The organism is Cedecea sp. NFIX57, from assembly GCF_900177785.1.
In the GTDB taxonomy this organism is placed as follows: domain Bacteria; phylum Pseudomonadota; class Gammaproteobacteria; order Enterobacterales; family Enterobacteriaceae; genus Cedecea; species Cedecea neteri_C.
Map to the genome: position 1 here is coordinate 64,126 of NZ_FXAS01000003.1, position 22,546 is coordinate 86,671.

16 protein-coding genes are annotated in these 22,546 nt (G+C 55.7%); 10 read left to right on the forward strand and 6 right to left on the reverse strand.

What is annotated here, in order from left to right; all coding sequences use genetic code 11:
* Positions 1 to 20 precede the first annotated feature (20 nt).
* The 4 genes from B9Y90_RS02985 (at position 21) to feoC (ending at position 5,649) form a co-directional block, all read left to right on the forward strand.
* Positions 21 to 2,357 (forward strand): Tex family protein, encoded by a 2,337-nt coding sequence (locus B9Y90_RS02985; RefSeq protein WP_085540163.1) that lies wholly within the window; start codon positions 21 to 23, stop codon positions 2,355 to 2,357.
* Between the two features lie 450 nt (positions 2,358 to 2,807).
* On the forward strand, positions 2,808 to 3,032 hold the full coding sequence (feoA, locus tag B9Y90_RS02990; protein WP_008457875.1) for a ferrous iron transporter A: 225 nt from the start codon (positions 2,808 to 2,810) through the stop codon (positions 3,030 to 3,032).
* 52 nt (positions 3,033 to 3,084) lie between these two features.
* Positions 3,085 to 5,403: a Fe(2+) transporter permease subunit FeoB gene (feoB, locus tag B9Y90_RS02995; RefSeq protein ID WP_085540164.1), complete on the forward strand. Its 2,319-nt coding sequence runs from the start codon at positions 3,085 to 3,087 to the stop codon at positions 5,401 to 5,403.
* Positions 5,404 to 5,412: 9 nt separating this feature from the next.
* On the forward strand, positions 5,413 to 5,649 hold the full coding sequence (gene feoC, locus B9Y90_RS03000; protein WP_039288480.1) for a [Fe-S]-dependent transcriptional repressor FeoC: 237 nt from the start codon (positions 5,413 to 5,415) through the stop codon (positions 5,647 to 5,649).
* A gap of 44 nt (positions 5,650 to 5,693) precedes the next feature.
* Here feoC and B9Y90_RS03005 read toward each other — a convergent pair whose 3' ends face one another.
* Entirely contained in the window at positions 5,694 to 5,972 is a 279-nt protein-coding gene (locus B9Y90_RS03005) for a YdgH/BhsA/McbA-like domain containing protein (RefSeq protein WP_039288482.1), read from the reverse strand.
* A gap of 133 nt (positions 5,973 to 6,105) precedes the next feature.
* Positions 6,106 to 6,882 carry a pimeloyl-ACP methyl ester esterase BioH gene (gene bioH, locus B9Y90_RS03010; RefSeq protein ID WP_085540165.1) on the reverse strand — a complete coding sequence of 259 codons (777 nt, stop codon included), beginning with the start codon at positions 6,880 to 6,882 and terminating at the stop codon, positions 6,106 to 6,108.
* Between the two features lie 38 nt (positions 6,883 to 6,920).
* Between bioH and gntX the strand changes: the two genes are divergently transcribed.
* Positions 6,921 to 7,604: a DNA utilization protein GntX gene (gntX, locus tag B9Y90_RS03015; RefSeq protein ID WP_085540166.1), complete on the forward strand. Its 684-nt coding sequence runs from the start codon at positions 6,921 to 6,923 to the stop codon at positions 7,602 to 7,604.
* Between the two features lie 58 nt (positions 7,605 to 7,662).
* Complete coding sequence (gene nfuA / locus B9Y90_RS03020; RefSeq protein WP_008457887.1) at positions 7,663 to 8,238, forward strand: Fe-S biogenesis protein NfuA; 576 nt, start codon at positions 7,663 to 7,665, stop codon at positions 8,236 to 8,238.
* A 122-nt stretch (positions 8,239 to 8,360) separates the two neighbouring features.
* On the opposite strand, the gene malQ is transcribed toward nfuA, so the two are convergent.
* Together malQ and malP are read right to left on the reverse strand one after the other, a co-directional pair.
* Complete coding sequence (gene malQ, locus B9Y90_RS03025; protein ID WP_085540167.1) at positions 8,361 to 10,439, reverse strand: 4-alpha-glucanotransferase; 2,079 nt, start codon at positions 10,437 to 10,439, stop codon at positions 8,361 to 8,363.
* Positions 10,440 to 10,448: 9 nt separating this feature from the next.
* Positions 10,449 to 12,851 carry a maltodextrin phosphorylase gene (malP, locus tag B9Y90_RS03030; RefSeq protein ID WP_085540168.1) on the reverse strand — a complete coding sequence of 801 codons (2,403 nt, stop codon included), beginning with the start codon at positions 12,849 to 12,851 and terminating at the stop codon, positions 10,449 to 10,451.
* Positions 12,852 to 13,273: 422 nt separating this feature from the next.
* On the opposite strand from malP, the gene malT reads away from it, so the two are divergent.
* Complete coding sequence (gene malT, locus B9Y90_RS03035) at positions 13,274 to 15,979, forward strand: HTH-type transcriptional regulator MalT (protein ID WP_039288501.1); 2,706 nt, start codon at positions 13,274 to 13,276, stop codon at positions 15,977 to 15,979.
* Positions 15,980 to 16,187: 208 nt separating this feature from the next.
* Here the strand turns inward: malT and glpD are convergent, their stop codons facing one another.
* Positions 16,188 to 17,696 carry a glycerol-3-phosphate dehydrogenase gene (gene glpD, locus B9Y90_RS03040; protein WP_085540169.1) on the reverse strand — a complete coding sequence of 503 codons (1,509 nt, stop codon included), beginning with the start codon at positions 17,694 to 17,696 and terminating at the stop codon, positions 16,188 to 16,190.
* Between the two features lie 195 nt (positions 17,697 to 17,891).
* Between glpD and glpE the strand changes: the two genes are divergently transcribed.
* The 3 genes from glpE to B9Y90_RS03055 all read left to right on the forward strand — a co-directional run bounded on the left by glpE (position 17,892) and on the right by B9Y90_RS03055 (position 19,893).
* Positions 17,892 to 18,218 carry a thiosulfate sulfurtransferase GlpE gene (gene glpE / locus B9Y90_RS03045; protein WP_008457894.1) on the forward strand — a complete coding sequence of 109 codons (327 nt, stop codon included), beginning with the start codon at positions 17,892 to 17,894 and terminating at the stop codon, positions 18,216 to 18,218.
* A 77-nt stretch (positions 18,219 to 18,295) separates the two neighbouring features.
* Positions 18,296 to 19,117 carry a rhomboid family intramembrane serine protease GlpG gene (gene glpG / locus B9Y90_RS03050; protein ID WP_085540170.1) on the forward strand — a complete coding sequence of 274 codons (822 nt, stop codon included), beginning with the start codon at positions 18,296 to 18,298 and terminating at the stop codon, positions 19,115 to 19,117.
* 17 nt (positions 19,118 to 19,134) lie between these two features.
* On the forward strand, positions 19,135 to 19,893 hold the full coding sequence (locus tag B9Y90_RS03055) for a DeoR/GlpR family transcriptional regulator (protein ID WP_008457897.1): 759 nt from the start codon (positions 19,135 to 19,137) through the stop codon (positions 19,891 to 19,893).
* A gap of 195 nt (positions 19,894 to 20,088) precedes the next feature.
* On the opposite strand, the gene glgP is transcribed toward B9Y90_RS03055, so the two are convergent.
* On the reverse strand, positions 20,089 to 22,536 hold the full coding sequence (gene glgP / locus B9Y90_RS03060; protein WP_039288510.1) for a glycogen phosphorylase: 2,448 nt from the start codon (positions 22,534 to 22,536) through the stop codon (positions 20,089 to 20,091).
* Positions 22,537 to 22,546: the final 10 nt, after the last annotated feature.

A 22,546-nucleotide genomic window follows, 5' to 3' on the forward strand; every position in this document is an offset into this window, starting at 1 on the left:
TACTACACAGATGAAAAGCCATGATGAATGATTCGCTTTGCCGCATTATTGCGGGTGAGCTTCAGGCCAGAAACGAACAGGTAGAAGCTGCCGTTCGCCTGCTGGATGAAGGGAATACCGTGCCGTTTATTGCACGTTATCGTAAGGAAGTCACCGGCGGTCTGGATGACACGCAACTGCGTCAACTGGAGACTCGTCTTAGCTACTTGCGCGAGTTGGAAGAGCGCCGTCAGGCCATCCTCAAGTCTATTTCCGAGCAGGGTAAACTGAGCGACGAACTTGCCGGCGCCATCAACGGCACGCTGAGCAAAACCGAACTCGAAGACCTTTACCTGCCGTATAAACCCAAGCGCCGTACCCGCGGGCAAATCGCTATCGAAGCTGGTCTTGAGCCGCTGGCGGATTTGCTGTGGAACGAGCCTTCGCACGACCCGGAGCAGGAAGCCGCCCGCTTTGTGGATGCCGACAAAGGCGTCGCTGACACCAAAGCTGCGCTGGACGGGGCGCGCTACATCCTGATGGAACGCTTCGCTGAAGATGCCGCGCTGCTGGCAAAAGTACGCGACTATTTGTGGAAGAATGCGCACCTGGTTTCCGCCGTGGTAAGCGGTAAAGAGGAAGAAGGCGCGAAATTCCGCGACTACTTCGCCCACCACGAAGCCATTGCCACCGTTCCCTCTCACCGTGCGCTGGCGATGTTCCGCGGGCGTAACGAAGGCATTTTACAGCTGTCGCTGAATGCCGACCCGCAGTTTGATGAGCCGCCGCGCGAGAGCTACTGCGAGCAGTTGATTATCTCTCATCTGAATCTGCGCCTGAACAATGCCCCGGCCGACAGCTGGCGCAAGGCCGTGGTGAGCTGGACCTGGCGTATCAAGGTGTTAATGCACCTTGAAACCGAGCTGATGGGCACCGTGCGCGAACGCGCCGAAGATGAAGCCATCAATGTTTTCGCCCGCAACCTTCACGATCTGCTGATGGCTGCCCCGGCCGGACTGCGCGCCACGATGGGCCTCGATCCTGGCCTGCGCACCGGCGTAAAAGTCGCGGTGGTTGACGCCACCGGCAAACTGGTCGCGACCGATACCATTTACCCGCATACCGGTCAGGCTGCAAAAGCCGCCGTGGCCCTGGCGGCGCTTTGTGAGAAACATAACGTCGAGCTGGTCGCTATCGGCAACGGTACCGCATCCCGTGAAACCGAGCGCTTCTTCCTGGATGTGCAAAAACAGTTCCCGAAAGTCACCGCCCAGAAAGTGATCGTCAGCGAGGCAGGTGCTTCCGTTTATTCTGCTTCCGAGCTGGCGGCGCTGGAATTCCCGGACCTGGACGTTTCTATCCGCGGCGCGGTCTCTATCGCCCGTCGTCTACAGGACCCGCTGGCAGAGCTGGTGAAAATCGACCCGAAATCCATCGGCGTGGGCCAGTACCAGCACGATGTCAGCCAGACTCAACTGGCGAAAAAGCTGGATGCAGTCGTCGAAGACTGCGTGAACGCCGTTGGCGTAGATCTCAACACCGCTTCCGTGCCGCTACTTACCCGCGTAGCTGGCCTGACCCGCATGATGGCGCAAAACATCGTCAACTGGCGCGACGAAAATGGCCGCTTCCAGAACCGCCAGCAGTTGCTAAAAGTCAGCCGCCTGGGGCCAAAAGCTTTTGAGCAGTGTGCGGGCTTCCTGCGTATCAACCACGGCGATAACCCGCTGGATTCCTCCACCGTGCACCCGGAAGCCTATCCGGTGGTCGAGCGTATCCTGGCCGCCACTCAACAGGCGCTACAGGACCTGATGGGCAACAGTAGCGAACTGCGCGATCTGAAAGCCAGCCAGTTTACCGATGAGCGTTTCGGCGTCCCTACCGTGACGGACATTATCAAAGAGCTGGAAAAACCGGGCCGCGACCCGCGCCCTGAATTTAAAACTGCACAGTTTGCCGAAGGCGTTGAAACCATGAATGACCTGACGCCGGGCATGGTGCTGGAAGGTGCGGTGACCAACGTCACCAACTTCGGCGCATTTGTCGACATCGGTGTGCATCAGGACGGCCTGGTGCATATCTCGTCCCTGTCGGACAAATTCATCGACGATCCGCACAAAGTGGTGAAAGCGGGCGATATCGTAAAGGTCAAAGTTCTGGAAGTGGACCTGCAGCGCAAACGCATCGCCCTAACCATGCGTCTTGACGAGCAGCCAGGCGAAGGTGGCAGCCGTCGCGGCAATAGCGGTAACAATGCCTCTCGCGAGCAAAAAGGCAGACCAGCAGCGCAGCAAAAACCACGCGGGCGAGAAAACGCCGGCGGTGGGAACAGCGCGATGATGGATGCTCTGGCCGCAGCAATGGGCAAGAAACGTTAATTGTCTGACCTCTCCCTTTGGGGAGAGGTTTTATTTCTTCCGTAGGCTATAAAAGCAGAAAAATAACGTACTCTTGATCTAAATCAATTTTCAATATTTACCCCACCGTGAAACCAGTGATTATCATCCCTGTAACATCAGCAATAGCGAAATAACATCCATCGCTCTCCAATGAGAAGCTATTACTCTATTTTTCATGCAATTAATAAACATCTTTCTTTACGAAGTTAATAACAGCCTCGCCAGACCAGCCTCGAAAATACCTATTTTGGTTAAATCCACCCAGAAAAATAAATATTGTCGACAGTAACCATTCTCATTATCATTGCATTGAACGATATTTCTTCTCTTTCTTCCGATAACTTAATTCGTTTTTATTACACGCATCACCTGCGAATAAAACGATCATTCAGTCAGCGTCAATGCAGAGCCCAGCTCTAAGTAGGTCCTATGCAATTCATACCGAATAGCGCGTGGAAAATTACTGGCTTCGCCAGTGAAATCAGTCCGGCTTATCGACAAAAATTATTGTCCCTCGGCATGCTGCCGGGCTCTTCATTCAACGTCGTCCGTGTAGCGCCTCTCGGCGACCCTATTCATATCGAAACGCGCCGCGTAAGCCTGGTGCTGCGCAAAAAAGATCTCGCGCTGGTCAATATCGAAGCCGTTGCCTAACGGTAGGGAAGCGTCCGCGCCTTTTGCACATTCAACGAAGTTCACGAATAAAATGAAAAACTTAACCATAGGTTTAATCGGCAACCCTAACTCGGGTAAAACCACGTTATTTAATCAGCTGACGGGTGCCCGTCAGCGCGTGGGGAACTGGGCGGGTGTCACCGTAGAACGCAAAGAAGGTCAGTTTTCCACCCTTGAGCACCAGGTCACGCTGGTTGATTTACCCGGCACCTACTCACTCACCACCATTTCGTCGCAAACTTCGCTTGATGAGCAAATCGCCTGTCATTACATCCTGAGCGGCGATGCCGATCTGCTAATCAACGTAGTGGATGCTTCTAACCTTGAGCGTAACCTCTATCTGACGCTCCAGTTGCTCGAGCTGGGCATTCCGTGCGTGGTGGCTCTGAACATGCTGGATATCGCCGAGAAGCAGGCCATCCGCATCGATATCGACGCGCTGGCCGCTCGCCTTGGCTGCCCCGTCGTGCCGCTGGTGTCGACTCGTGGGCGCGGTATTGAAAGCCTGAAACTCGCCATTGATCGCAAGCAACCCAACGAGAATAACGAGCTGGTGCTCTATCCGCAGATTTTGCTGCAAGAGGCAAAAAAGCTGGCCGAAGATATGCCGCAGGACATGCCGGTGACGCAGCGCCGCTGGCTGGCGCTGCAGATGCTGGAAGGGGATATCTACAGCCTCGCTTATGCAGGTAATGCCACAGACAATCTTGACGCTGCGCGGGGCCGTCTGGCCGAGACCGTTGACGATCCAGCCCTGCTCATTGCGGATGCACGTTATCAAAGCATCGCCTCCATTTGTGATGCAGTTAGCAATAGCCTGACCGCCGAACCCAACCGGCTGACGGTGGCGATGGATAAAATCATCCTCAATCGTTACCTCGGCCTGCCGATCTTCATGCTGGTGATGTACCTGATGTTCCTGCTGGCGATTAACATCGGCGGCGCGCTACAGCCCATTTTTGATGGCGGCTCGGTGGCGATATTCATTCACGGTATTCAGTGGCTCGGTTATACGCTGCACTTCCCGGAATGGCTGACGATTTTCCTGGCCCAGGGCATCGGCGGCGGGATCAATACCGTGCTGCCGCTGGTACCGCAAATCGGCATGATGTACCTGTTCCTGTCTTTCCTGGAAGATTCGGGCTATATGGCTCGCGCCGCTTTTGTGATGGATCGCCTGATGCAATCCCTGGGGTTGCCGGGCAAATCCTTTGTGCCGCTAATCGTCGGCTTCGGCTGCAACGTCCCTTCGGTCATGGGTGCCCGCACGCTTGATGCGCCACGCGAAAGGCTGATGACCATCATGATGGCGCCATTTATGTCCTGCGGCGCACGCCTGGCGATTTTCGCGGTGTTTGCCGCCGCATTCTTCGGCCAGCAGGGTGCGTTAGTGGTGTTCTCGCTTTATATTCTCGGCATCGTAATGGCTATTCTTACCGGCCTGATGCTGAAGCACACCATCATGCGCGGCGAAGCCTCGCCCTTCGTCATGGAGCTGCCGGTTTACCACGTCCCACATCTCAAGAGCCTGATTCTGCAAACCTGGCAGCGCCTGAAAGGCTTCGTGCTGCGCGCCGGGAAGGTCATCGTGATCGTCAGTATTTTCATCGGCGCCCTGAATAGCTTCTCCTTTAGCGGTAAGCCGGTAGATAACATTAACGATTCCGCCCTTGCCTCCGTCAGCCGCGTGTTAACCCCTCTGCTGAAGCCGATTGGTGTCCACGACGACAACTGGCAGGCCACCGTTGGGCTGTTTACCGGCGCGATGGCAAAAGAAGTGGTGGTCGGTACATTGAATACCCTTTATACCGCCGAAGATATCCATAACGAGGAATTTGATGCCGCAAGCTTTAACCTGCTTGATGAGCTGGGCGCCGCAGCCGATGAAACCTGGCAGGGGTTGAAAAACACCTTCAGCCTGAGCGTACTGACGAACCCGATTGAAGCCAGCAAAGGCGACGGCGAAATGTCCTCCGGGCCGATGGGCGTGATGAGCAGCAAGTTTGGCAGTGAAGCCGCCGCCTATAGCTATCTCATTTTCGTTCTGCTCTATATTCCGTGCATCTCTGTGATGGGCGCGATAGCCCGTGAATCAAGTCGGGGCTGGATGACGTTCTCCGTGCTTTGGGGGCTGAACATCGCCTACTCGCTCTCTACGCTGTACTACCAGAGCGTTACCTTCAGCGAGCATCCTCAGTTCAGCCTGGTTTGCATCCTGGCGGTAATATTGTTCAACGTCCTGTTGCTTGGCGGCCTGCGCCGGGCAAGAAGCCGCGTGGATGTATCGCTACTTGCCACCAGAAAAACGCCTTCGTCCTGCTGCCAGAGCAGTACCGGTGACTGTCACTAAGGAGCGATGATGGCAAGCCTGATTGATATCCGTAACGCCCTGGCGCTTCAGGGCCGCCTCGAGGCGAAGCAGATAAGCCAGCAGCTTGCCACGCCTCTGCCACTGGTCGCCGCCATGCTCGATCGACTGGAAGCGATGGGTAAAGCCACACGTATCAGTGAAGACCCGAGCAGCTGCCTGACGGGAAGCTGCAAAAGCTGTCCAGAAGGGAAAAAGTGCGCCCGGGAAGTTTGGGCGCTGCGTTAAATGAAAAGGGCGGGTCATCCCCGCCCGGCTTCATAAAATGCGTGTTATTTCGCTATCTTGTAGACATCCGCAGTGGCGCGAACGTTTTTGGTATATTTCTCGGCGCTGGTCACTACGTAATAGTCACCGCCCAGCTTATCGGCTTGCTTAACCAGATCGCGCTTCGCATCCATCGGAGCGGAAGTTTTATCCGTTACGATCGTGCCGATCTTCGTTAATTTCATGCCAGCCACTTTATCTTTCTCGAGCTCTTTAGCCGCAAAAGCGCCAAAGGAAACAGCACCAACCAACAATCCAGTAACAATGCCTGTTATCAATTTCATAGCCAGTACTCTCCGTAGGTATCTGCTTTTTTAATAACCGGGGTTCACCCCGCAACGGTTTAATTATTCACCCTTCGCAAGGTGAATAATTGAGTATTGGCACAAATTGCTTTTTTCGCCACGGATGAACAACTTACCGCCCCAGGCTTTGCTCCCACTCCCGTACCGCCTGGCAAAACTCCGCCGGATGAGAGATAAACGGCGCATGGGCGGCCTTGTCGAAGATAACCGAGCTGGACTGCGGCCACAGGGCGTCCAGCAGGGGAACCACTTTGCGTGGCACAAGCCCGTCCAGTCGGCCATACATGCGTAAATGGGGTACAGCTGATGCGGCAAGACTCGTGCGCAAATCGGCGGTTCTCAGGATCTCAAGTCCACCATTAAGTACTTCCACCTCCGGCATCGGCTGATCCAGAACGACGCTTTTCAGCAGACGAGCATCCTGCCGCGCCGTTTCCGTGCCCAAGGTTTGCAGCGCCAGAAAACGCTCCACGGTGCGTTGAAAATCCTCACTTAACTGCTGCTGGAACCCGGCCAACACGTCCGGCTTAATGCCCGGCCAGTTTTCTGCGGCGGTAAAACAGGGGGAGGAAGCCACTGTCACCAGCGCCTTCACGCGCTCGGGCCTGGCGAGTGCGGCCTGACTGGCGACCAGGCCGCCTAAACTCCAGCCAAGCCAGAGGGCGCACTCAGGGGCTTTAGCCAGTACAACGTCGGCCATTTCTTCCAGCGTTAGCGCCCCAAACCCCTTGCTTCGACCATACCCCGGCAAGTCGACCAGATGCAGCCGAAATTGCGAGCCGAGTTCTGATTCTATGTTGTGCCAAACCTCCGCATTCAGTCCCCATCCGTGCAGCAGCACAAGATCGCGTTTTCCTTCACCTTTTGTTTGCCACCACAGCTTACTCATCAGTTACCGTTCTCATTTTCATCAGCAAGGAGAACGCTATGCTAGCAATCCCTGGCCGCTGTTGGCTATGCCAGTTACCGCTTGCTTGCCCGACATGGGGCATTTGCTCGTGCTGCACCGCTTCACTGCTTCAGCCCCTGGCCTGCTGTTTGCAGTGTGGTTTACCGGCGTTAAGCGGACATTTGCCCTGCGGACGCTGCCTGCAAAGAGCACCGGAGTGGGATGCAATCGCCTATGTGACAGACTACCTGCCGCCGTTAAGTACGCTTATCCATCACCTGAAATTTACCGGTACGCCGTCACTTGCGCCGGCCTTAGCCCGTCTTTTGCTGCTGCGTATCCTGATGGCCAGGCGTGAAAAGAGGCTTCACTTGCCCGATGCCATTTTGAGTGTGCCGCTGCACCATACCCGGGCGTGGCAACGGGGCTACAACCAAAGCGCACTTATTGCTACTCCACTCTCACGCTGGCTGGGACGAGAGCATTATCCCTCTGCAATCAAACGCATACGTTCTTCGCCGGCGCAGCACACGTTAACGGCCGAAGAGCGAAAGAGGAATTTGAAAGGCATCTTTAGGGTTGAAATTCCCGTCGCGGGTCGCCATATGGCTATTGTGGATGATGTCGTGACGACGGGTAGTACTGTTGCGGAGATAGCGCGGTTGCTGAAAAAGCAGGGCGCAGCGACTGTCCAGGTATGGTGCCTGTGTCGAACCTTGTAGACCCTCGACGATGGGCGTATTATAACCGACTAAAATAGTCAACTATTGAGCAATCGTTATGATCCGTATTTCCGATGCTGCACAATCCCACTTTGCCAAACTGCTGGCAAATCAGGAAGAAGGGACGCAAATCCGCGTATTCGTAATCAATCCTGGCACCCCGAATGCGGAGTGTGGTGTGTCTTATTGTCCGCCGGATGCGGTTGAAGCGACCGACACGGCGCTGCCGTTCGAGCAGTTAACGGCTTATGTTGATGAGCTGAGTGCGCCTTATCTGGAAGATGCCGAAATCGACTTCGTCACCGACCAGTTGGGTTCCCAGCTGACGTTAAAAGCGCCTAACGCAAAAATGCGTAAGGTTTCTGACGACGCGCCGCTGATGGAGCGCGTTGAGTACATGTTACAGGCTACCGTTAACCCACAGCTGGCTGGCCACGGCGGTCGCGTGACGCTGATGGAAATTACCGATGAAGGCTACGCCATCCTGCAGTTTGGCGGCGGCTGTAACGGTTGTTCTATGGTGGATGTGACGCTGAAAGAAGGGATCGAGAAACAGCTTCTGGCTGAGTTCCCTGAGCTGAAAGGCGTGCGCGACCTGACCGAACACCAGCGCGGTGAGCACTCTTACTATTAATTAGATAAGCCCCTCACCCCGACCCTCTCCCCAAAGGGGAGAGGGAGGAAAAAAAGCTCGCAGATTTAACCATTCGGTTCCCTCTCCCTTCCAGGGAGAGGGTTAGGGTGAGGGTCACCAAATCACAGCTTCTTACGCCGCTTATCCAAATCCTTCAGCAGCTTATTCACCCGTTCGTCCGCAAACATCGCTTCCAGCGAAGCGGTTAGCTTACGCCGCCAGTTTTTATACTGATCGCTGGTGCCAGGAATATTCACCGGCTCGGCCATATCCAGCCAGTCCTCCGGCTGCAGCCCCAGCAGCGCGCTATGGCTGTCGGCGATATAGCGCTGCATTCCACGGTTGAGCGTGTCGGTCATCGTCATTAACGCGGCCTTGTGCCCCGTCCGCTTCGGCAAGCAGCCGTACTTATGCAGCCCGTCCAGCAAACCCTGTTTAGCCCTCTCGCGGTCTTCATATAGCCCCGCCAGCACCTCTTCGTCAGGATAAAGCCCCAGCGCTTTGCCCAGCGTTAAATCGCCGCTATTCCAGTAACCACGCAGCGTAGGTAAATCATGCGTAGTCGCAACCGCCATCGACTGCGTTGGCCATGTGGCCGGGGCCCGGAATTGCTTCTCGCCATCGTGCTCGAAGTACAACACTTTGTAAGAGTAAACGCCGCTGTCGCGAAGCTTGCCGACAATTTCAACCGGCACGGTACCTAAGTCCTCGCCAATCACCATGCAGCGGTGGCGCTGGCTTTCCAGGGCCAGAATCGAAAGTAGATCGTCCACCGGATACTGCACATAGGCGCCCTTATCCGCCGTCTCGCCGTAGGGGATCCACCACAGCCGCAGCAGCGACATAACGTGGTCAATGCGCAGCGCGCCGCAGTGGGTCATATTGGCACGCAGCAGTTCGATAAACGGCTGATAGCCGCGAGCGGCCATGACGTGGGGATCCATCGGCGGTAGCCCCCAGTTTTGGCCTAACGGGCCCAGGATATCCGGCGGTGCGCCAACAGAGGCTTTCAGACAGTAAAGTTCACGGTCACACCAGGTCTCAGAGCCACCTTCCGCCACGCCCACCGCCAGGTCGCGATAAAGGCCTATCGGCATACCGTCATGCTGGCTGGTATCCCAGCAGGCCTTAAACTGACGCCAGGCGAGATACTGCAGCCAAAGCCAGAAGTTAACCTCATCGCGATGCTGCTCGCAGAACTGCTTCACTTCCGGGCTATGGGCGTCGCGATAGCCTTCCGGCCACACCGGCCAGCCCCAACGCAGGGGATCTTCGTTAACCTGACTCGCATGAAGCGCATCGTAGGCGGCCTGGTAGAACAGTCCTTCGCCCCCTTCCGCAACAAACCTGCCAAACGCAACAACCTGTTCATCGCTGGCTTTACGCACGGAGAACTGCTGCCACGCTAAACGCAGCGCCGCAACTTTAAGCGCCGTAACGGCGGAATAATCCACCCACTCGGCATCTCTCGCGGCCTGAATCTGTTTCTGCACGGTGGATTTTTTCCACCACGCCTGCGCCGCTTTGCTGTTCTGGAAATCTTCTACCGCGTTAACGTCGATATAGATGACGTTCAACCAGCGGCGTGACGATGGGCTATACGGGCTGGCGCTCTCCGGGTTAGCCGGGTAAAGCGAATGAATCGGGTTGAGGCCAATAAACGCGCCGCCACGCTTCGCCACATCCCCCAGCATCTGCTTTAGATCGCCAAAGTCACCGATGCCCCAGTTAGACGCCGAGCGCAGCGTGTAAAGCTGCACGCACGCGCCCCACAGCTTTTTGCCCTGCAATAAGGCATCCGGCTCATAGCAACGCGGCGGGGCGACGATAATCCGGCTCGCCCAGCGCTGTTTTTGTCGGCTGACCACCAGCGAGTGGTAGCCCTCCGGCAGCTTCGTCGGCAGCGTTAGTTTCTTGCCGCCAGAAACTTGTCCGTCGTGGGTGTGGCCTTCTTCGGTCGTCAGCACCCAGCTAAATTCGCCCTCACCTTCAAGTACCAGCTGCATCCGCTTTCCGGCAGTGAAAACCACAACCGCTGGCACAGGATCGGCCGACTGTTTTGGTAAAGCAGTGCGATTCATGGCCTCGAGCAGACGCAGTTTTGTCTCCGCAGGAATAGCCTGCGGTTTGCCATGGGCGTTGATGTAGTTCGGGCTGATTCCTGCCGCCAGCGCGGCGCTATCAAGACGTTTACTCTCCATGGCGCTCCCTTAGCGTTTCGCCTGCCAGATACGTTGCTGGTAATCGCGGATTGAGCGATCGGAGCTGAACATGCCGCAGCGGGCGCTGTTCAAAATGGCCGCGCGCGTCCAGGCTTCCTGGTCCAGATAAAGTTTGTCAGCAAGCTTCTGCGCTTCGGCGTAGGCGGTAAAGTCCGCCATCAACAGGTAAGGATCGCCGCCTTCTTTACCGATGCTGTGCAGCATCTGGTCAAAGGCATGTTTATCTCCTTCGCTGTATTTGCCCTGTTCCAGCTCTTTGAGGACGGCATCCAACACTTTATCTTTTTTGCGCCATTTCACCGGGTCATAGCCTTTGGCTTTCAGGGCTTTAACCTGCTCGACGGTGTGGCCGAAAATAAAGATATTCTCTTCACCCACTTTCTCGGCGATTTCAACGTTGGCGCCGTCCAGCGTCCCCACCGTCAGCGCGCCGTTCAATGCCAGCTTCATGTTGCCTGTGCCAGAAGCTTCTTTGCCTGCAGTAGAGATCTGTTCGGAAATGTCGGCCGCCGGGATCATGATCTCCGCCGCAGACACGCAGTAGTCCGGCAGGAAAACCACCTTCAGTTTGTCGCCCACCAGCGGATCGTTGTTGATCGCCTCGGCCACCTTGTTGATCGCAAAGATAATATTTTTTGCCAGGTAATAGCCCGGCGCTGCTTTCGCGCCAAACAGGTAAACGCGCGGCACGCGGTCTGCCTTCGGGTTCTCGCGGATCTCTTTGTACTGAGCCAGGATATGCAGCAGGTTCAGGTGCTGGCGTTTGTATTCGTGCAGCCGTTTGATTTGCACGTCGAACAACGCATCCGGACTGATCACGATGCCGGTACGAGCCTTCACAAATGCAGCCAGTTTCACTTTGTTCTGGTGCTTGATTTCACGCCAGGTTTGGCGGAATTTGGCGTTATCGGCATGCTTTTCAAGTCCTTCCAGCACGTCGAGGTTGTTCGCCCACTCTTTCTTCAACGTCTTGTCGAACAGCGCGGCAAGCGCGGGGTTGCACTGTTTGATCCAACGACGCGGCGTAATCCCATTCGTGACGTTATGGAATTTGGTCGGCCATAGCTGGTGGTATTCCGGGAACAGATCTTTCACCACCAGCTCAGAGTGCAGCGCCGCCACGCCGTTCACCGCAAAGCCACCCACCACGCACAGGTTAGCCATACGTACCTGTTTGTTATGCACCACGGCGAGCTTCGCCCAAACGGCTTCATCCCCCGGCCAGTTTTTGTCGACCAGCAGCTTAAAGCGCTTGTTAATCTCATTGATAATTTGCATATGGCGCGGCAGCAGCGCATTCACCAGTTTCTCGTCCCAGCACTCCAGCGCTTCAGGCATCAGGGTGTGGTTGGTATAGGCGAAGGTCTTACTGGTTATCGCCCACGCGTCTTCCCAGCTCAGCTGATGCTCGTCAATCAGCACACGGAGCAGCTCCGGGATAGCGATGGTTGGGTGGGTATCGTTCAGTTGAATCACTTCGTAATCCGGCAGCTCGGCGAGCTTGCGTCCCGCCAGATGATGGCGGCGCAGAATGTCTGCCACCGAACAGGCGCACTGGAAATACTGCTGCATCAGGCGCAGCTTTTTGCCGTTCAGGTGATTGTCATTCGGGTAGAGCACCTTGGTGAGCTTTTCAGCATCAATGCCCTGCTGCTCGGCCTTAAGGAATTCGCCGTCATTAAATTTCGTCAGATCAAACGGATGTGCATGTTTTGCCTGCCACAGTCGCAGCGGCTGTGCCACGCCGTTTCGGTATCCCAGCACAGGGAGATCCCAAGCCTCGCCCTGGAAAATAAAGGCCGGTTCCCAGCGCTGTTTTTTTCCATTCTTCACCACTTTACCGCCAACCCCAACCTGCACATCCAGCGCGCTGTTGTGGCGGAACCAGGGATAGCTGCCGCGCTGCCAGTCGTCCGGGGCTTCCATCTGTTTGCCATCCTTAAAGGACTGACGGAACAGGCCATACTGATAGTTCAGGCCATAGCCGATGGCCGATTGCCCGACCGTGGCCATAGAATCAAGGAAACAGGCCGCGAGTCTACCCAGCCCGCCGTTGCCTAATGCCGGATCCGTCTCTTCTTCCAGTAAATCGGTGAGGTTAATCTGGTAACCCTTCAGGATATCGCTCACCTCAGTGAACCAGCCCAGGTTAAGCAGGTTATTCCCCGTCAGACGACCAATCAGAAACTCCATCGAGATGTAGTTTACGTGGCGCTGTTTGGCGTCAGGTTTTGCTGCTGGTCGAGCCGATAAAAGCTCGGCAAGCGCACCGCTAACCGCGTGCCACCACTGATGCCGGGTCATTTCACTGGCATCATCGAGGCCGTAACGCTGCCACTGGCGCGTCAGAGCGGACTGGAACTGTTCTTTACTGAAAATCGGCTGTGACATAGGAAATCGGTCCTGTAATGTTCGAAAATCATTACCCGTTAGTGTGCCGGGCAGCCTGGGGGACTTCCTCCTCCCGGCGCGGATTACGCGGGGAGGAGTAGCGAGGATGAGTGAAAAATGTGATCCCTGCCACTCGGTGAGACGATGTAACAGGTTTCAGCCGTGTTGCCATAGGGAGTGAGCAAACGTATTCATGAAAAAAATGGAACTGTGACAGGGTGCAACTTACCGAGAACGGAAAGTTCAACAACCTTGCAATAAAAAGCATTCTGGCAGACCTTATCGGTAAGCATTAATTACGAAGCGTAAAAAAAATCGCATCCTTGAACATTTCCCTCCATGATTCCTTCTGCAGCGCGGTAAGACCGCCCTGCGGGCGCGGAATATGTCGGGGAAATTTATACACAGTGAAGTGATCAACTATGTTAATCCCATCCAAATTAAGTCGTCCTGTTCGGCTGGAAAACACTGTGGTTCGCGACCGCCTGTTGGTAAAGCTTTCGACTGCCGCCAACTATCGCTTAGCGCTGATCGCCAGCCCTGCCGGCTATGGTAAAACGACCCTGGTCTCACAATGGGCTGCCGGGCGAAAAGAGCTGGGCTGGTACTCCCTTGACGAAGGGGATAACCAGCAGGAACGCTTTGCCAGTTACCTGATTGCTGCCCTGCAGCACGCTACCGGGGGCCACTGTGTCAGTAGCGAAATCATGGCGCAAAAGCGGCAATATGCCAGCCTGTCTTCGCTCTTTTCACAGCTGTTCATCGAACTGGCAGGATGGGATAAGCCGCTATATCTGGTGATTGATGATTACCACCTGATCGCCAACCCGGTGATCCACGAAGCCATGCGCTTTTTCATTCGCCATCAGCCAGAAAACCTGACGCTGGTGATTCTGTCGCGTAACTTACCGCAGCTTGGTATTGCCAACCTTCGCGTACGCGACCAGTTGCTGGAAATCGGTAGCCAGCAGCTCGCCTTTACGCATCAGGAAACCAAACAGTTCTTCGATAACCGCCTGGCAACGCCGATTGAGCAAGCGGACAGCAGCCGCCTGTGTGATGACGTTGCGGGCTGGGTCACTGCGCTACAATTGATTGCCTTGTCTGCACGCCAGAGCAACACGCCGGCTCAACATTCTGCACGTCGCCTGTCGGGCATTAACGCCAGCCATCTTTCCGATTATCTGGTGGATGAAGTCCTGAATAACGTGGATGCCGATACCCGCAATTTCCTGCTGCGAAGTTCCATTCTGCGCTCCATGAATGACACGCTGATAAGCCAGGTCACAGGCGAAGAAAACGGCCAGATGCGCCTCGAAGAGACCGAGCGCCAGGGCTTGTTCCTGCAGCGCATGGATGATTCTGGCGAATGGTTCTGTTTCCACCCGCTTTTCGGCAGTTTCCTTCGCCAGCGTTGCCAATGGGAGCTGGCTGCAGAGCTGCCGGACATTCATCGGGCGGCCGCTGAAAGCTGGATGGCGCAAGGCTTCCCAAGCGAGGCTATTCACCACGCTCTGGCGGCAGGCGATGCCAATATGCTGCGCGACATTCTGCTGGGTCACGCGTGGGCGCTGTTTAACCACAGTGAACTGACGCTGCTGGAAGAGTCGCTTAAGGCGCTGCCGTGGGAAAGTCTGCTGGAAAACCCAAAACTTGTGCTGCTGCAGGCCTGGCTGATGCAAAGCCAGCACCGCTACAGCGAAGTGAACACGCTGCTGGCACGCGCCGAGCAGGAAATGAACCTGGTTATCGACGACACGCTGCACGGTGAATTTAACGCTCTCAGAGCCCAGGTTGCCATCAACGCAGGCGATCCGGCGGAAGCTGAACGTCTGGCCATGGTGGCGCTGGAAATGCTGCCGTTGGCCAATTTTTACAGCCGTATTGTCGCCACCTCGGTTCACGGCGAAGTGCTGCACTGCAAGGGCGACCTTACGAAGTCGCTTTCCGTTATGCAGCAGACAGAGCAAATGGCCCGCCGCCATGATGTCTGGCACTACGCGCTGTGGAGCCTTATTCAGCAAAGCGAAATTCTGCTGGCTCAAGGTTTTTTACAGGCCGCATGGGAAACGCAGGAAAAAGCCTTTGTGCTGATCCGCGAGCAGCACCTCGAACAATTGCCGCTGCATGAGTTTTTGCAACGTATCCGCGCCCAGTTGCTTTGGGCCTGGGCCCGGCTGGACGAAGCCGAAGCGGCAGCCCGCAGCGGGATGGAGGTACTTTCCAGCTTCCAGCCGCAGCAACAGCTGCAGTGCCTGGCGCTGCTGGTGCAGTGTTCTCTGGCGCGCGGTGACCTGGATAATGCTCGTAATCACCTTAACCGCCTTGAAAATTTGCTTGGGAACGGTCCCTGGCACAGCGACTGGGTCTCCAACGCTGATAAGGTGCGGGTGATCTACTGGCAAATGATTGGCGATAAAAAGTCGGCGGCCAACTGGCTGCGCCAGACGCCGAAGCCAGAATTTGCCAATAACCACTTCCTGCAAAGCCAGTGGCGTAACATCGCCCGCGTACAAATCCTGCTGGGTGAGTACGATCCGGCAGAAATGGTGCTGGAGGAGCTAAACGAAAATGCCCGCAGCCTGCGCCTGATGAGCGACCTCAACCGCAACCTGCTGCTGCTCAACCAGCTTTACTGGCAGTCAGGGCGTAAAAGTGACGCTCAGCGTGTCCTGCTGGAAGCCCTGTCGCTGGCAAACCGCACCGGGTTTATCAGCCACTTCGTAATCGAAGGGGAAGCGATGGCGCAGCAGCTGCGCCAGCTTATCCAGCTCAACACGCTGCCGGAGTTGGATCAGCACCGCGCTCAGCGTATCCTGCGCGAGATAAACCAGCATCACCGCCACAAGTTTGCGCACTTTGACGAGAGCTTTGTGAACCGCCTGCTGAATCACCCGGAAGTGCCGGAGCTTATCCGCACCAGCCCGCTGACGCAGCGAGAGTGGCAGGTGTTGGGGCTGATTTATTCCGGCTATAGCAACGAGCAAATCGCCGGAGAACTGGACGTTGCGGCGACGACTATCAAAACGCATATCCGGAATCTGTACCAGAAGCTCGGCGTAGCTCACCGCCAGGACGCGGTGCAGCATGCACAGAAATTGCTGAAGATGATGGGGTATGGGGTTTAACTGGAAATGTTGTCTATGCAGAGGTCAGGTTCACTTTCAGTTCTGAGTAGCTTCTGGGGGTTTTTACCCTCACCCTAACCCTCTCCCTGGAAGGGAGAGGGGATAAACAATATTGCCTGTCGTTTTTCTCCCTCGCCCCCTTGGGGAGAGGGCCGGGGTGAGGGGCGGTTGAGCCGTCGGAAACAGCGAAAGGGAAGAGATATCCCGGTTAAGACGCCAGCGACAATCCCGCTTTAGCCGCCTGCTTTACCAGCCACTGCGCCACCCGCGCCTGCTGCTCTTCATTCAGCCACATGCCCAATTTGGTTCGGCGCCACAGCGCATCTTCCGCGCATCTGACCCACTCATGCTCCACCAGGTAACGAAGCTCGGCTTCATAGAACTCATGGCCAAAATCGTCGCCCAGATCGCTCACGGATTTAGCTTCACCCAATACCAGGTCGCTGTTGCTGCCGTAAGTGCGCGCCAGGTGGCGGGCAAGGCTTTCGGTCAGGAAACCGTAGCGACGGCGCAGTTTGGCCGCATAATCATCGCGATCGCCACCGATATCACCGCCAGGCAAGCGGCACTCTTTGGTCCAGGCCGGACCGATATTCGGGTAGTAACGCTCCAGCTTATCCAGCGCATGTTCAGCCAGCTTACGGTAGGTCGTCAGCTTACCGCCGAAGACCGACAGCAGCGGTGCCTGGCCATTTTCGTCATGAATATCCAGGGTGTAATCGCGGGTTACCGCCTGCGGAGAATCGGACTCATCGTCACACAGCGGGCGCACGCCAGAATAGGTCCAGACGATATCGTCTTTGGTGAGCGTCTTTTTGAAGTGCGCGTTATAAACATTCAGCAGATAGCCCACTTCTTTGTCGTCGATCTGCACCGCTTTAGGGTCGCCGTGGTACTCCACGTCGGTGGTGCCGATGATGGAGAACTCATCCATCCACGGGATCACAAACACGATACGCTTATCTTCGTTTTGCAGGATATAGGCCTGTTTCTGGGTATGCACGCGAGGCACCACAATGTGGCTGCCTTTGATCAGGCGGATACCGTAAGGCGACGGCAGGTGTAGCCCTTCGTCAAAGAAGGTTTTCACCCATGGGCCAGTGGCGTTCACCAGGCCTTTTGCGCGCCAGGTGAAGGTTTCGCCGGTATCAATATCCTGCGCTTCGACGACCCACAGCCCGTTTTCACGGGTTGCTTTGGTAGCGCGAGTGCGGGTTTTCACCTCTCCACCCTTGCGGGTCACCATTTGGGCGTTGGCCAGCACCAGGCGAGCATCATCCACCCAGCAGTCGGAATATTCGAAACCGCGCACGATCTCAGGCTTCAGCACGGAGTCTGCGCCAAAACGCAAGCCGGTAGAAGCCGGTAAACTGGTGCGTTTGCCCAAATGATCGTACATAAACAGGCCAGTTCGAATCATCCATGCCGGACGGAGGTGTGGCCGGTGCGGTAAACGAAAGCGCATCGGGAAGGCAATGTGCGGTGCCATTTTCAACAGCACTTCACGTTCGGCCAGCGCTTCACTCACCAGGCGAAACTCGTAATGTTCCAGGTAGCGCAGGCCGCCGTGAATCAGCTTAGAGCTGGCGGAAGAGGTCGCACAGGCCAAATCCTGTCCCTCCAGCATCAACACGGATAACCCGCGGCCAGCGGCATCCGCCGCAATACCGGCGCCGTTGATTCCACCGCCAATAACAATCAGATCTTTGGTTTCCATGTTGCCCTCACGCACTTTCGTTAAAGCTCAAAAATGTTCGATATCGCTCATGATAGCAAGTGTTCGCTCGCTTTGGTAACGAAATAAAAACATTTCTACGTGATATGGATAACATATTGGCGTTAATATCAGCGCCAGCGGGGCGCGATGCCTTAACATGCCCCTTGTTTCCTTTCTTTCTCGACGAGTAAAACCATGGATCAATTTGAATGTATTGGTGTGGAAGAAGCACACCAGAAACTCCAGCAGCAGCAGGCGGTATTGGTGGATATCCGCGATCCGCAGAGCTTTGCCATGGGACACACGCCGGGGGCCTACCACCTCACCAACGACACGCTGGTGAATTTTATGCAGCAAACCGACTTCGACACGCCGGTCATGGTGATGTGCTACCACGGCAATAGCAGCAAAGGCGCCGCCCAATATCTGCTGCAGCAAGGCTATGACCAGGTCTACAGCATCGACGGTGGCTTTGACGCCTGGCACCGCCATTTCCCGGCTGAAGTCGCGCACGGCGCGTAAAGTTCAGCCCTTGTCGCTCCCTGCAGGTATACTGCTTGCCTTTGTACGGCTTTATAGACGAAGTTGGTTAAACTTTCATGATCATGATTACCTCTTTCGCCAACCCGCGCGTGGCGCAGGCTTTTGTCGATTACATGGCAACGCAGGGCGTTATTCTTACTATTCAGCAGCATACGCAAAGCGATGTCTGGCTGGCCGATGAAAGCCAGGTACAGTACGTTCGCGCCGAGCTGGAAAAGTTCGTCGCGAACCCTGGCGACCCGCGTTACCAGGCCGCCAGTTGGAGCACCGGCCACAGCGGCGTGGGTTTCAGCTATAAACGCTATCCGTTTTTCGCCACCATCAAAGAGCGCGCCGGCCCGCTGACGCTTATCGTCATTGGCGTGTGCATCGCGCTGTTTGTCCTGCTCAATATCGTGGGTTTCGGCCCGGTGATCTCCGTGCTTGGCTGGCCGCTCGTGCCCGAGCAGCGCTTTGAGTTTTGGCGTTATTTCACGCACGGATTACTGCATTTCTCCTTGATGCATATCCTCTTTAACCTACTATGGTGGTGGTATTTAGGCGGCGCGCTGGAAAAACGCCTCGGCACCGGCAAACTGCTGACGCTGACACTTATCTCCACCCTGTTGAGCGGTTTTATGCAGGCGAAATTTACCGGCCCGCTATTTGGCGGCCTGTCAGGCACGGTGTTTGCGCTGATGGGTTATGTCTGGTTACGCGGAGAACGGGACCCTGAAAGCGGCATTCAGATGCAGCGCGGGCTGCTGGCGTTTGCCGTGATTTGGTTGGTTATTGAGGTCTTTACTCAGTCCGCTGTCATTCCAGCGCACCTGACCGGCATGCTGGTTGGCCTGGCGATGGCGCTGGTAGATACCCTGAATGCGCGAAAACGAACATAACAATGCTGGAGTAGCTTGTGAAGCAGACACAACGTCATGACGCGATTATTGAGCTGGTTAAGCAGCAGGGATACGTCAGTACCGAAGAGTTGGTGGAACAGTTTGCCGTCAGCCCGCAAACCATCCGCCGGGATTTAAATGACCTGGCCGATCAGAACATGATCCTGCGCCACCACGGCGGTGCGGCCCTGCCCTCCAGCTCGGTTAACACGCCGTGGCACGACCGAAAAGCAACGCAAACCGCGGAAAAAGAGCGTATTGCGCAGAAGGTTGCCAGCCAAATCCCTAACGGCGCTACGCTGTTTATCGACATTGGCACGACGCCGGAGGCCGTGGCGCATGCGCTGCTTAATCACAGCAATCTGCGCATTGTGACCAACAACCTCAACGTGGCCAACACGCTGATGGCGAAAGAAGATTTCCGTATCATCCTGGCAGGCGGAGAGCTGCGCAGCCGCGATGGCGGCATTATCGGCGAGGCCACGCTGGACTTTATTTCCCAGTTCCGCCTCGATTTTGGCATTCTCGGCATCAGCGGCATCGACAGCGATGGTTCTTTGCTGGAGTTCGACTACCACGAAGTTCGCACCAAACGCGCGATTATCGAAAACTCCCGCAGCGTGTTGTTGGTCGTGGACCACTCGAAGTTTGGCCGTAATGCGATGGTGAATCTGGGCAGCATTAGCCTGGTGGATACCGTTTATACCGACGTGGTGCCACCGGCGGGCGTGATGCAGGTGATTAAAGAGAATAACGTGCAGCTGGAGCTTTGCTGAGTTTACCCTCACCCCGGCCCTCTCCCTAAAAGGGAGAGGGAGTAAAGCTATAGTGCCGTTCTGATCCCCTCTGCCCCATGGGGAGAGGGAGGAAAGAATCTGGTCCTTTTCTCCCATGTAAGTCGGGGGATGAATAAGCATCGCTATTCTGATCCCCTCTCCCCTGTGGGGAGAGGGTTAGGGTGAGGGGAAAAGTTACAATCTCACCGGCTTGATATGCCAAATCTCGTCGGCGTACTCCTGAATCGTCCTGTCGGACGAGAAATAGCCCATATTGGCGATATTGTGCATGGTGCGGATAGTCCACTCCTCCGGCTGCTGGTAAACCTCATCCACCTTGTCCTGGCAGTCCACATAGCTGCGGTAATCCGCCAGCACCTGGTAGTGATCGCCAAAGTTAATCAACGAGTCCACCAAGTCCCGATAACGCCCCGGCTCTCCGGGGCTGAATGCCCCCGTCGCGACTTGCGTCAGCACCTGGCGCAACTCTTCGTCCTTCTCGTAATACTCCCGAGGGTTATAGCCTTTACTGCGAAGCGCCTCCACCTCTTCTGCGGTGTTGCCGAAGATAAAGATGTTGTCCTTGCCGACGTGGTCGAGCATCTCCACGTTAGCACCGTCCAGCGTACCAATGGTCAGTGCTCCGTTAAGTGCGAACTTCATATTACTGGTGCCGGAAGCTTCGGTTCCCGCCAGCGAAATTTGCTCGGAGAGATCTGCCGCTGGAATAATCAACTGGGCGAGACTGACACTGTAGTTGGGGATAAACACCACTTTCAGTTTATCTTTAACCTGCAGGTCATTGTTGATCACCTCAGCTACATCATTGATAAGATGGATAATATGCTTCGCCATGTAATAGGCCGACGCCGCTTTACCCGCGAAAATATTCACGCGTGGCACCCATTCCGCCTCCGGATCGGCTTTGATACGGTTATAGCGGGTGATCACATGCAACACGTTCATTAACTGACGCTTATATTCATGAATGCGCTTAATCTGCACGTCGAACAAAGCATCCGGGTTCACCACCACGTTGAGTTGCTGCCCGATGTACGTTGCCAGCCGTTTTTTATTCGCCAGCTTGGCCTTGCGCACCGCCTGATGCACCGTCGGGTAGTCAATGTGCTGTTTAAGGTCGTTCAGCTGGCTTAAGTCCGTGCGCCAGGTCTGCCCGATATTCTCATCCAGCACTTCAGACAGCGCCGGGTTGGCAAGCGCCAGCCAGCGGCGCGGCGTTACGCCGTTCGTTTTGTTGCTAAAACGCATCGGGAAGATACTGGCAAAGTCGGCAAACAGGGACTGTACCATCAGGTTGGAGTGCAGTTCAGACACGCCATTCACCTTATGGCTGACCACCACCGCAAGCCAGGCCATTCGCACACGCCTGCCGTTGGATTCGTCGATAATAGATGCCCTGCCCAGTAGCCCCGTGTCGTTCGGGTACTGCTCCTGCAGGGTTTTCAGGAAGTAGTCGTTAATCTCAAAGATTATCTGCAGATGGCGCGGCAGGATTTTGCCGAGCATGTCCACCGGCCAGGTTTCCAGCGCCTCGCTCATCAGCGTGTGGTTGGTGTACGAGAAGACCTGGCAGGTCACCTCGAACGCTTCTTCCCATTCAAACTTATGCTCGTCAATCAGCAGCCGCATCAGCTCTGGGATAGACAGCACCGGGTGGGTGTCATTCAGGTGAATCGCAATTTTATCCGCAAGATTGGCATAGGTTTTATGCAGTTGATAATGGCGGCTCAGGATGTCCTGCATGGTTGATGAAACCAGGAAGTATTCCTGGCGCAGACGCAGCTCGCGCCCCGAATAGGTCGAGTCATCGGGATAAAGCACACGGGACACGTTCTCGGAGTGGTTTTTGTCTTCCACCGCCGCGAAGTAATCACCCTGGTTAAACTTACCGAGGTTGATCTCGCTGCTCGCCTGGGCGTTCCACAGCCGCAGCGTGTTGGTCGCGTCGGTGTCGTAGCCCGGAATAATCTGGTCATAGGCGACCGCCAGGATCTCTTCGGTTTCGACCCAGCGAGCCTTTTTCCCCTCCTGCTGAATACGTCCGCCGAAACGCACCTTGTAGCGCGTATTGTGGCGCTTAAACTCCCACGGGTTGCCGTACTCCAGCCAGTAATCCGGCGACTCTTTCTGGCGGCCATCAACAATGTTTTGCTTAAACATCCCGTAGTCGTAGCGGATGCCGTAGCCACGCCCCGGCAGCCCCAGGGTCGCCAGCGAATCGAGGAAACAGGCGGCGAGACGCCCTAAGCCACCGTTGCCAAGGCCAGGGTCGTTCTCCTCGTCAATCAACTCTTCGAGGTCGAGGCCCATCTCTTCGAGGGCATTTTTCACATCTTCATAGATGCCGAGAGAAAGCAGCGCGTTCGACAACGTGCGCCCAATCAGAAACTCCATCGACAGGTAGTAAACCTGGCGGACTTCCTGAGAAAGCTGGGCGCGGTTGGAACGCAGCCAGCGCTCCACCAGCCTGTCACGTACGGCAAAGAGCGTCGCATTAAGCCACTCGTGTTTATTGGCGATGGCAGGGTCTTTCCCCACCGTAAACATCAGCTTATAGGCAATCGAGTGTTTAAGCGCCTCGACGCTCAGCGTGGGTGATGCATAGGAGAAGGGTGCGTTCATATCAGTGATT

Excerpts from the sequence above, each read along its gene's own strand:
- B9Y90_RS02985 (WP_085540163.1), top strand. The coding sequence starts at position 21 with ATGATGAATGATTCGCTTTGCCGCATTATTGCGGGTGAGCTTCAGGCC.
- feoA (WP_008457875.1), top strand. The coding sequence starts at position 2,808 with ATGCAATTCATACCGAATAGCGCGTGGAAAATTACTGGCTTCGCCAGT.
- feoB (WP_085540164.1), top strand. The coding sequence starts at position 3,085 with ATGAAAAACTTAACCATAGGTTTAATCGGCAACCCTAACTCGGGTAAA.
- feoC (WP_039288480.1), top strand. The coding sequence starts at position 5,413 with ATGGCAAGCCTGATTGATATCCGTAACGCCCTGGCGCTTCAGGGCCGC.
- B9Y90_RS03005 (WP_039288482.1), bottom strand. The coding sequence starts at position 5,972 with ATGAAATTGATAACAGGCATTGTTACTGGATTGTTGGTTGGTGCTGTT.
- bioH (WP_085540165.1), bottom strand. The coding sequence starts at position 6,882 with ATGAGTAAGCTGTGGTGGCAAACAAAAGGTGAAGGAAAACGCGATCTT.
- gntX (WP_085540166.1), top strand. The coding sequence starts at position 6,921 with ATGCTAGCAATCCCTGGCCGCTGTTGGCTATGCCAGTTACCGCTTGCT.
- nfuA (WP_008457887.1), top strand. The coding sequence starts at position 7,663 with ATGATCCGTATTTCCGATGCTGCACAATCCCACTTTGCCAAACTGCTG.
- malQ (WP_085540167.1), bottom strand. The coding sequence starts at position 10,439 with ATGGAGAGTAAACGTCTTGATAGCGCCGCGCTGGCGGCAGGAATCAGC.
- malP (WP_085540168.1), bottom strand. The coding sequence starts at position 12,851 with ATGTCACAGCCGATTTTCAGTAAAGAACAGTTCCAGTCCGCTCTGACG.
- malT (WP_039288501.1), top strand. The coding sequence starts at position 13,274 with ATGTTAATCCCATCCAAATTAAGTCGTCCTGTTCGGCTGGAAAACACT.
- glpD (WP_085540169.1), bottom strand. The coding sequence starts at position 17,696 with ATGGAAACCAAAGATCTGATTGTTATTGGCGGTGGAATCAACGGCGCC.
- glpE (WP_008457894.1), top strand. The coding sequence starts at position 17,892 with ATGGATCAATTTGAATGTATTGGTGTGGAAGAAGCACACCAGAAACTC.
- glpG (WP_085540170.1), top strand. The coding sequence starts at position 18,296 with ATGATCATGATTACCTCTTTCGCCAACCCGCGCGTGGCGCAGGCTTTT.
- glgP (WP_039288510.1), bottom strand. The coding sequence starts at position 22,536 with ATGAACGCACCCTTCTCCTATGCATCACCCACGCTGAGCGTCGAGGCG.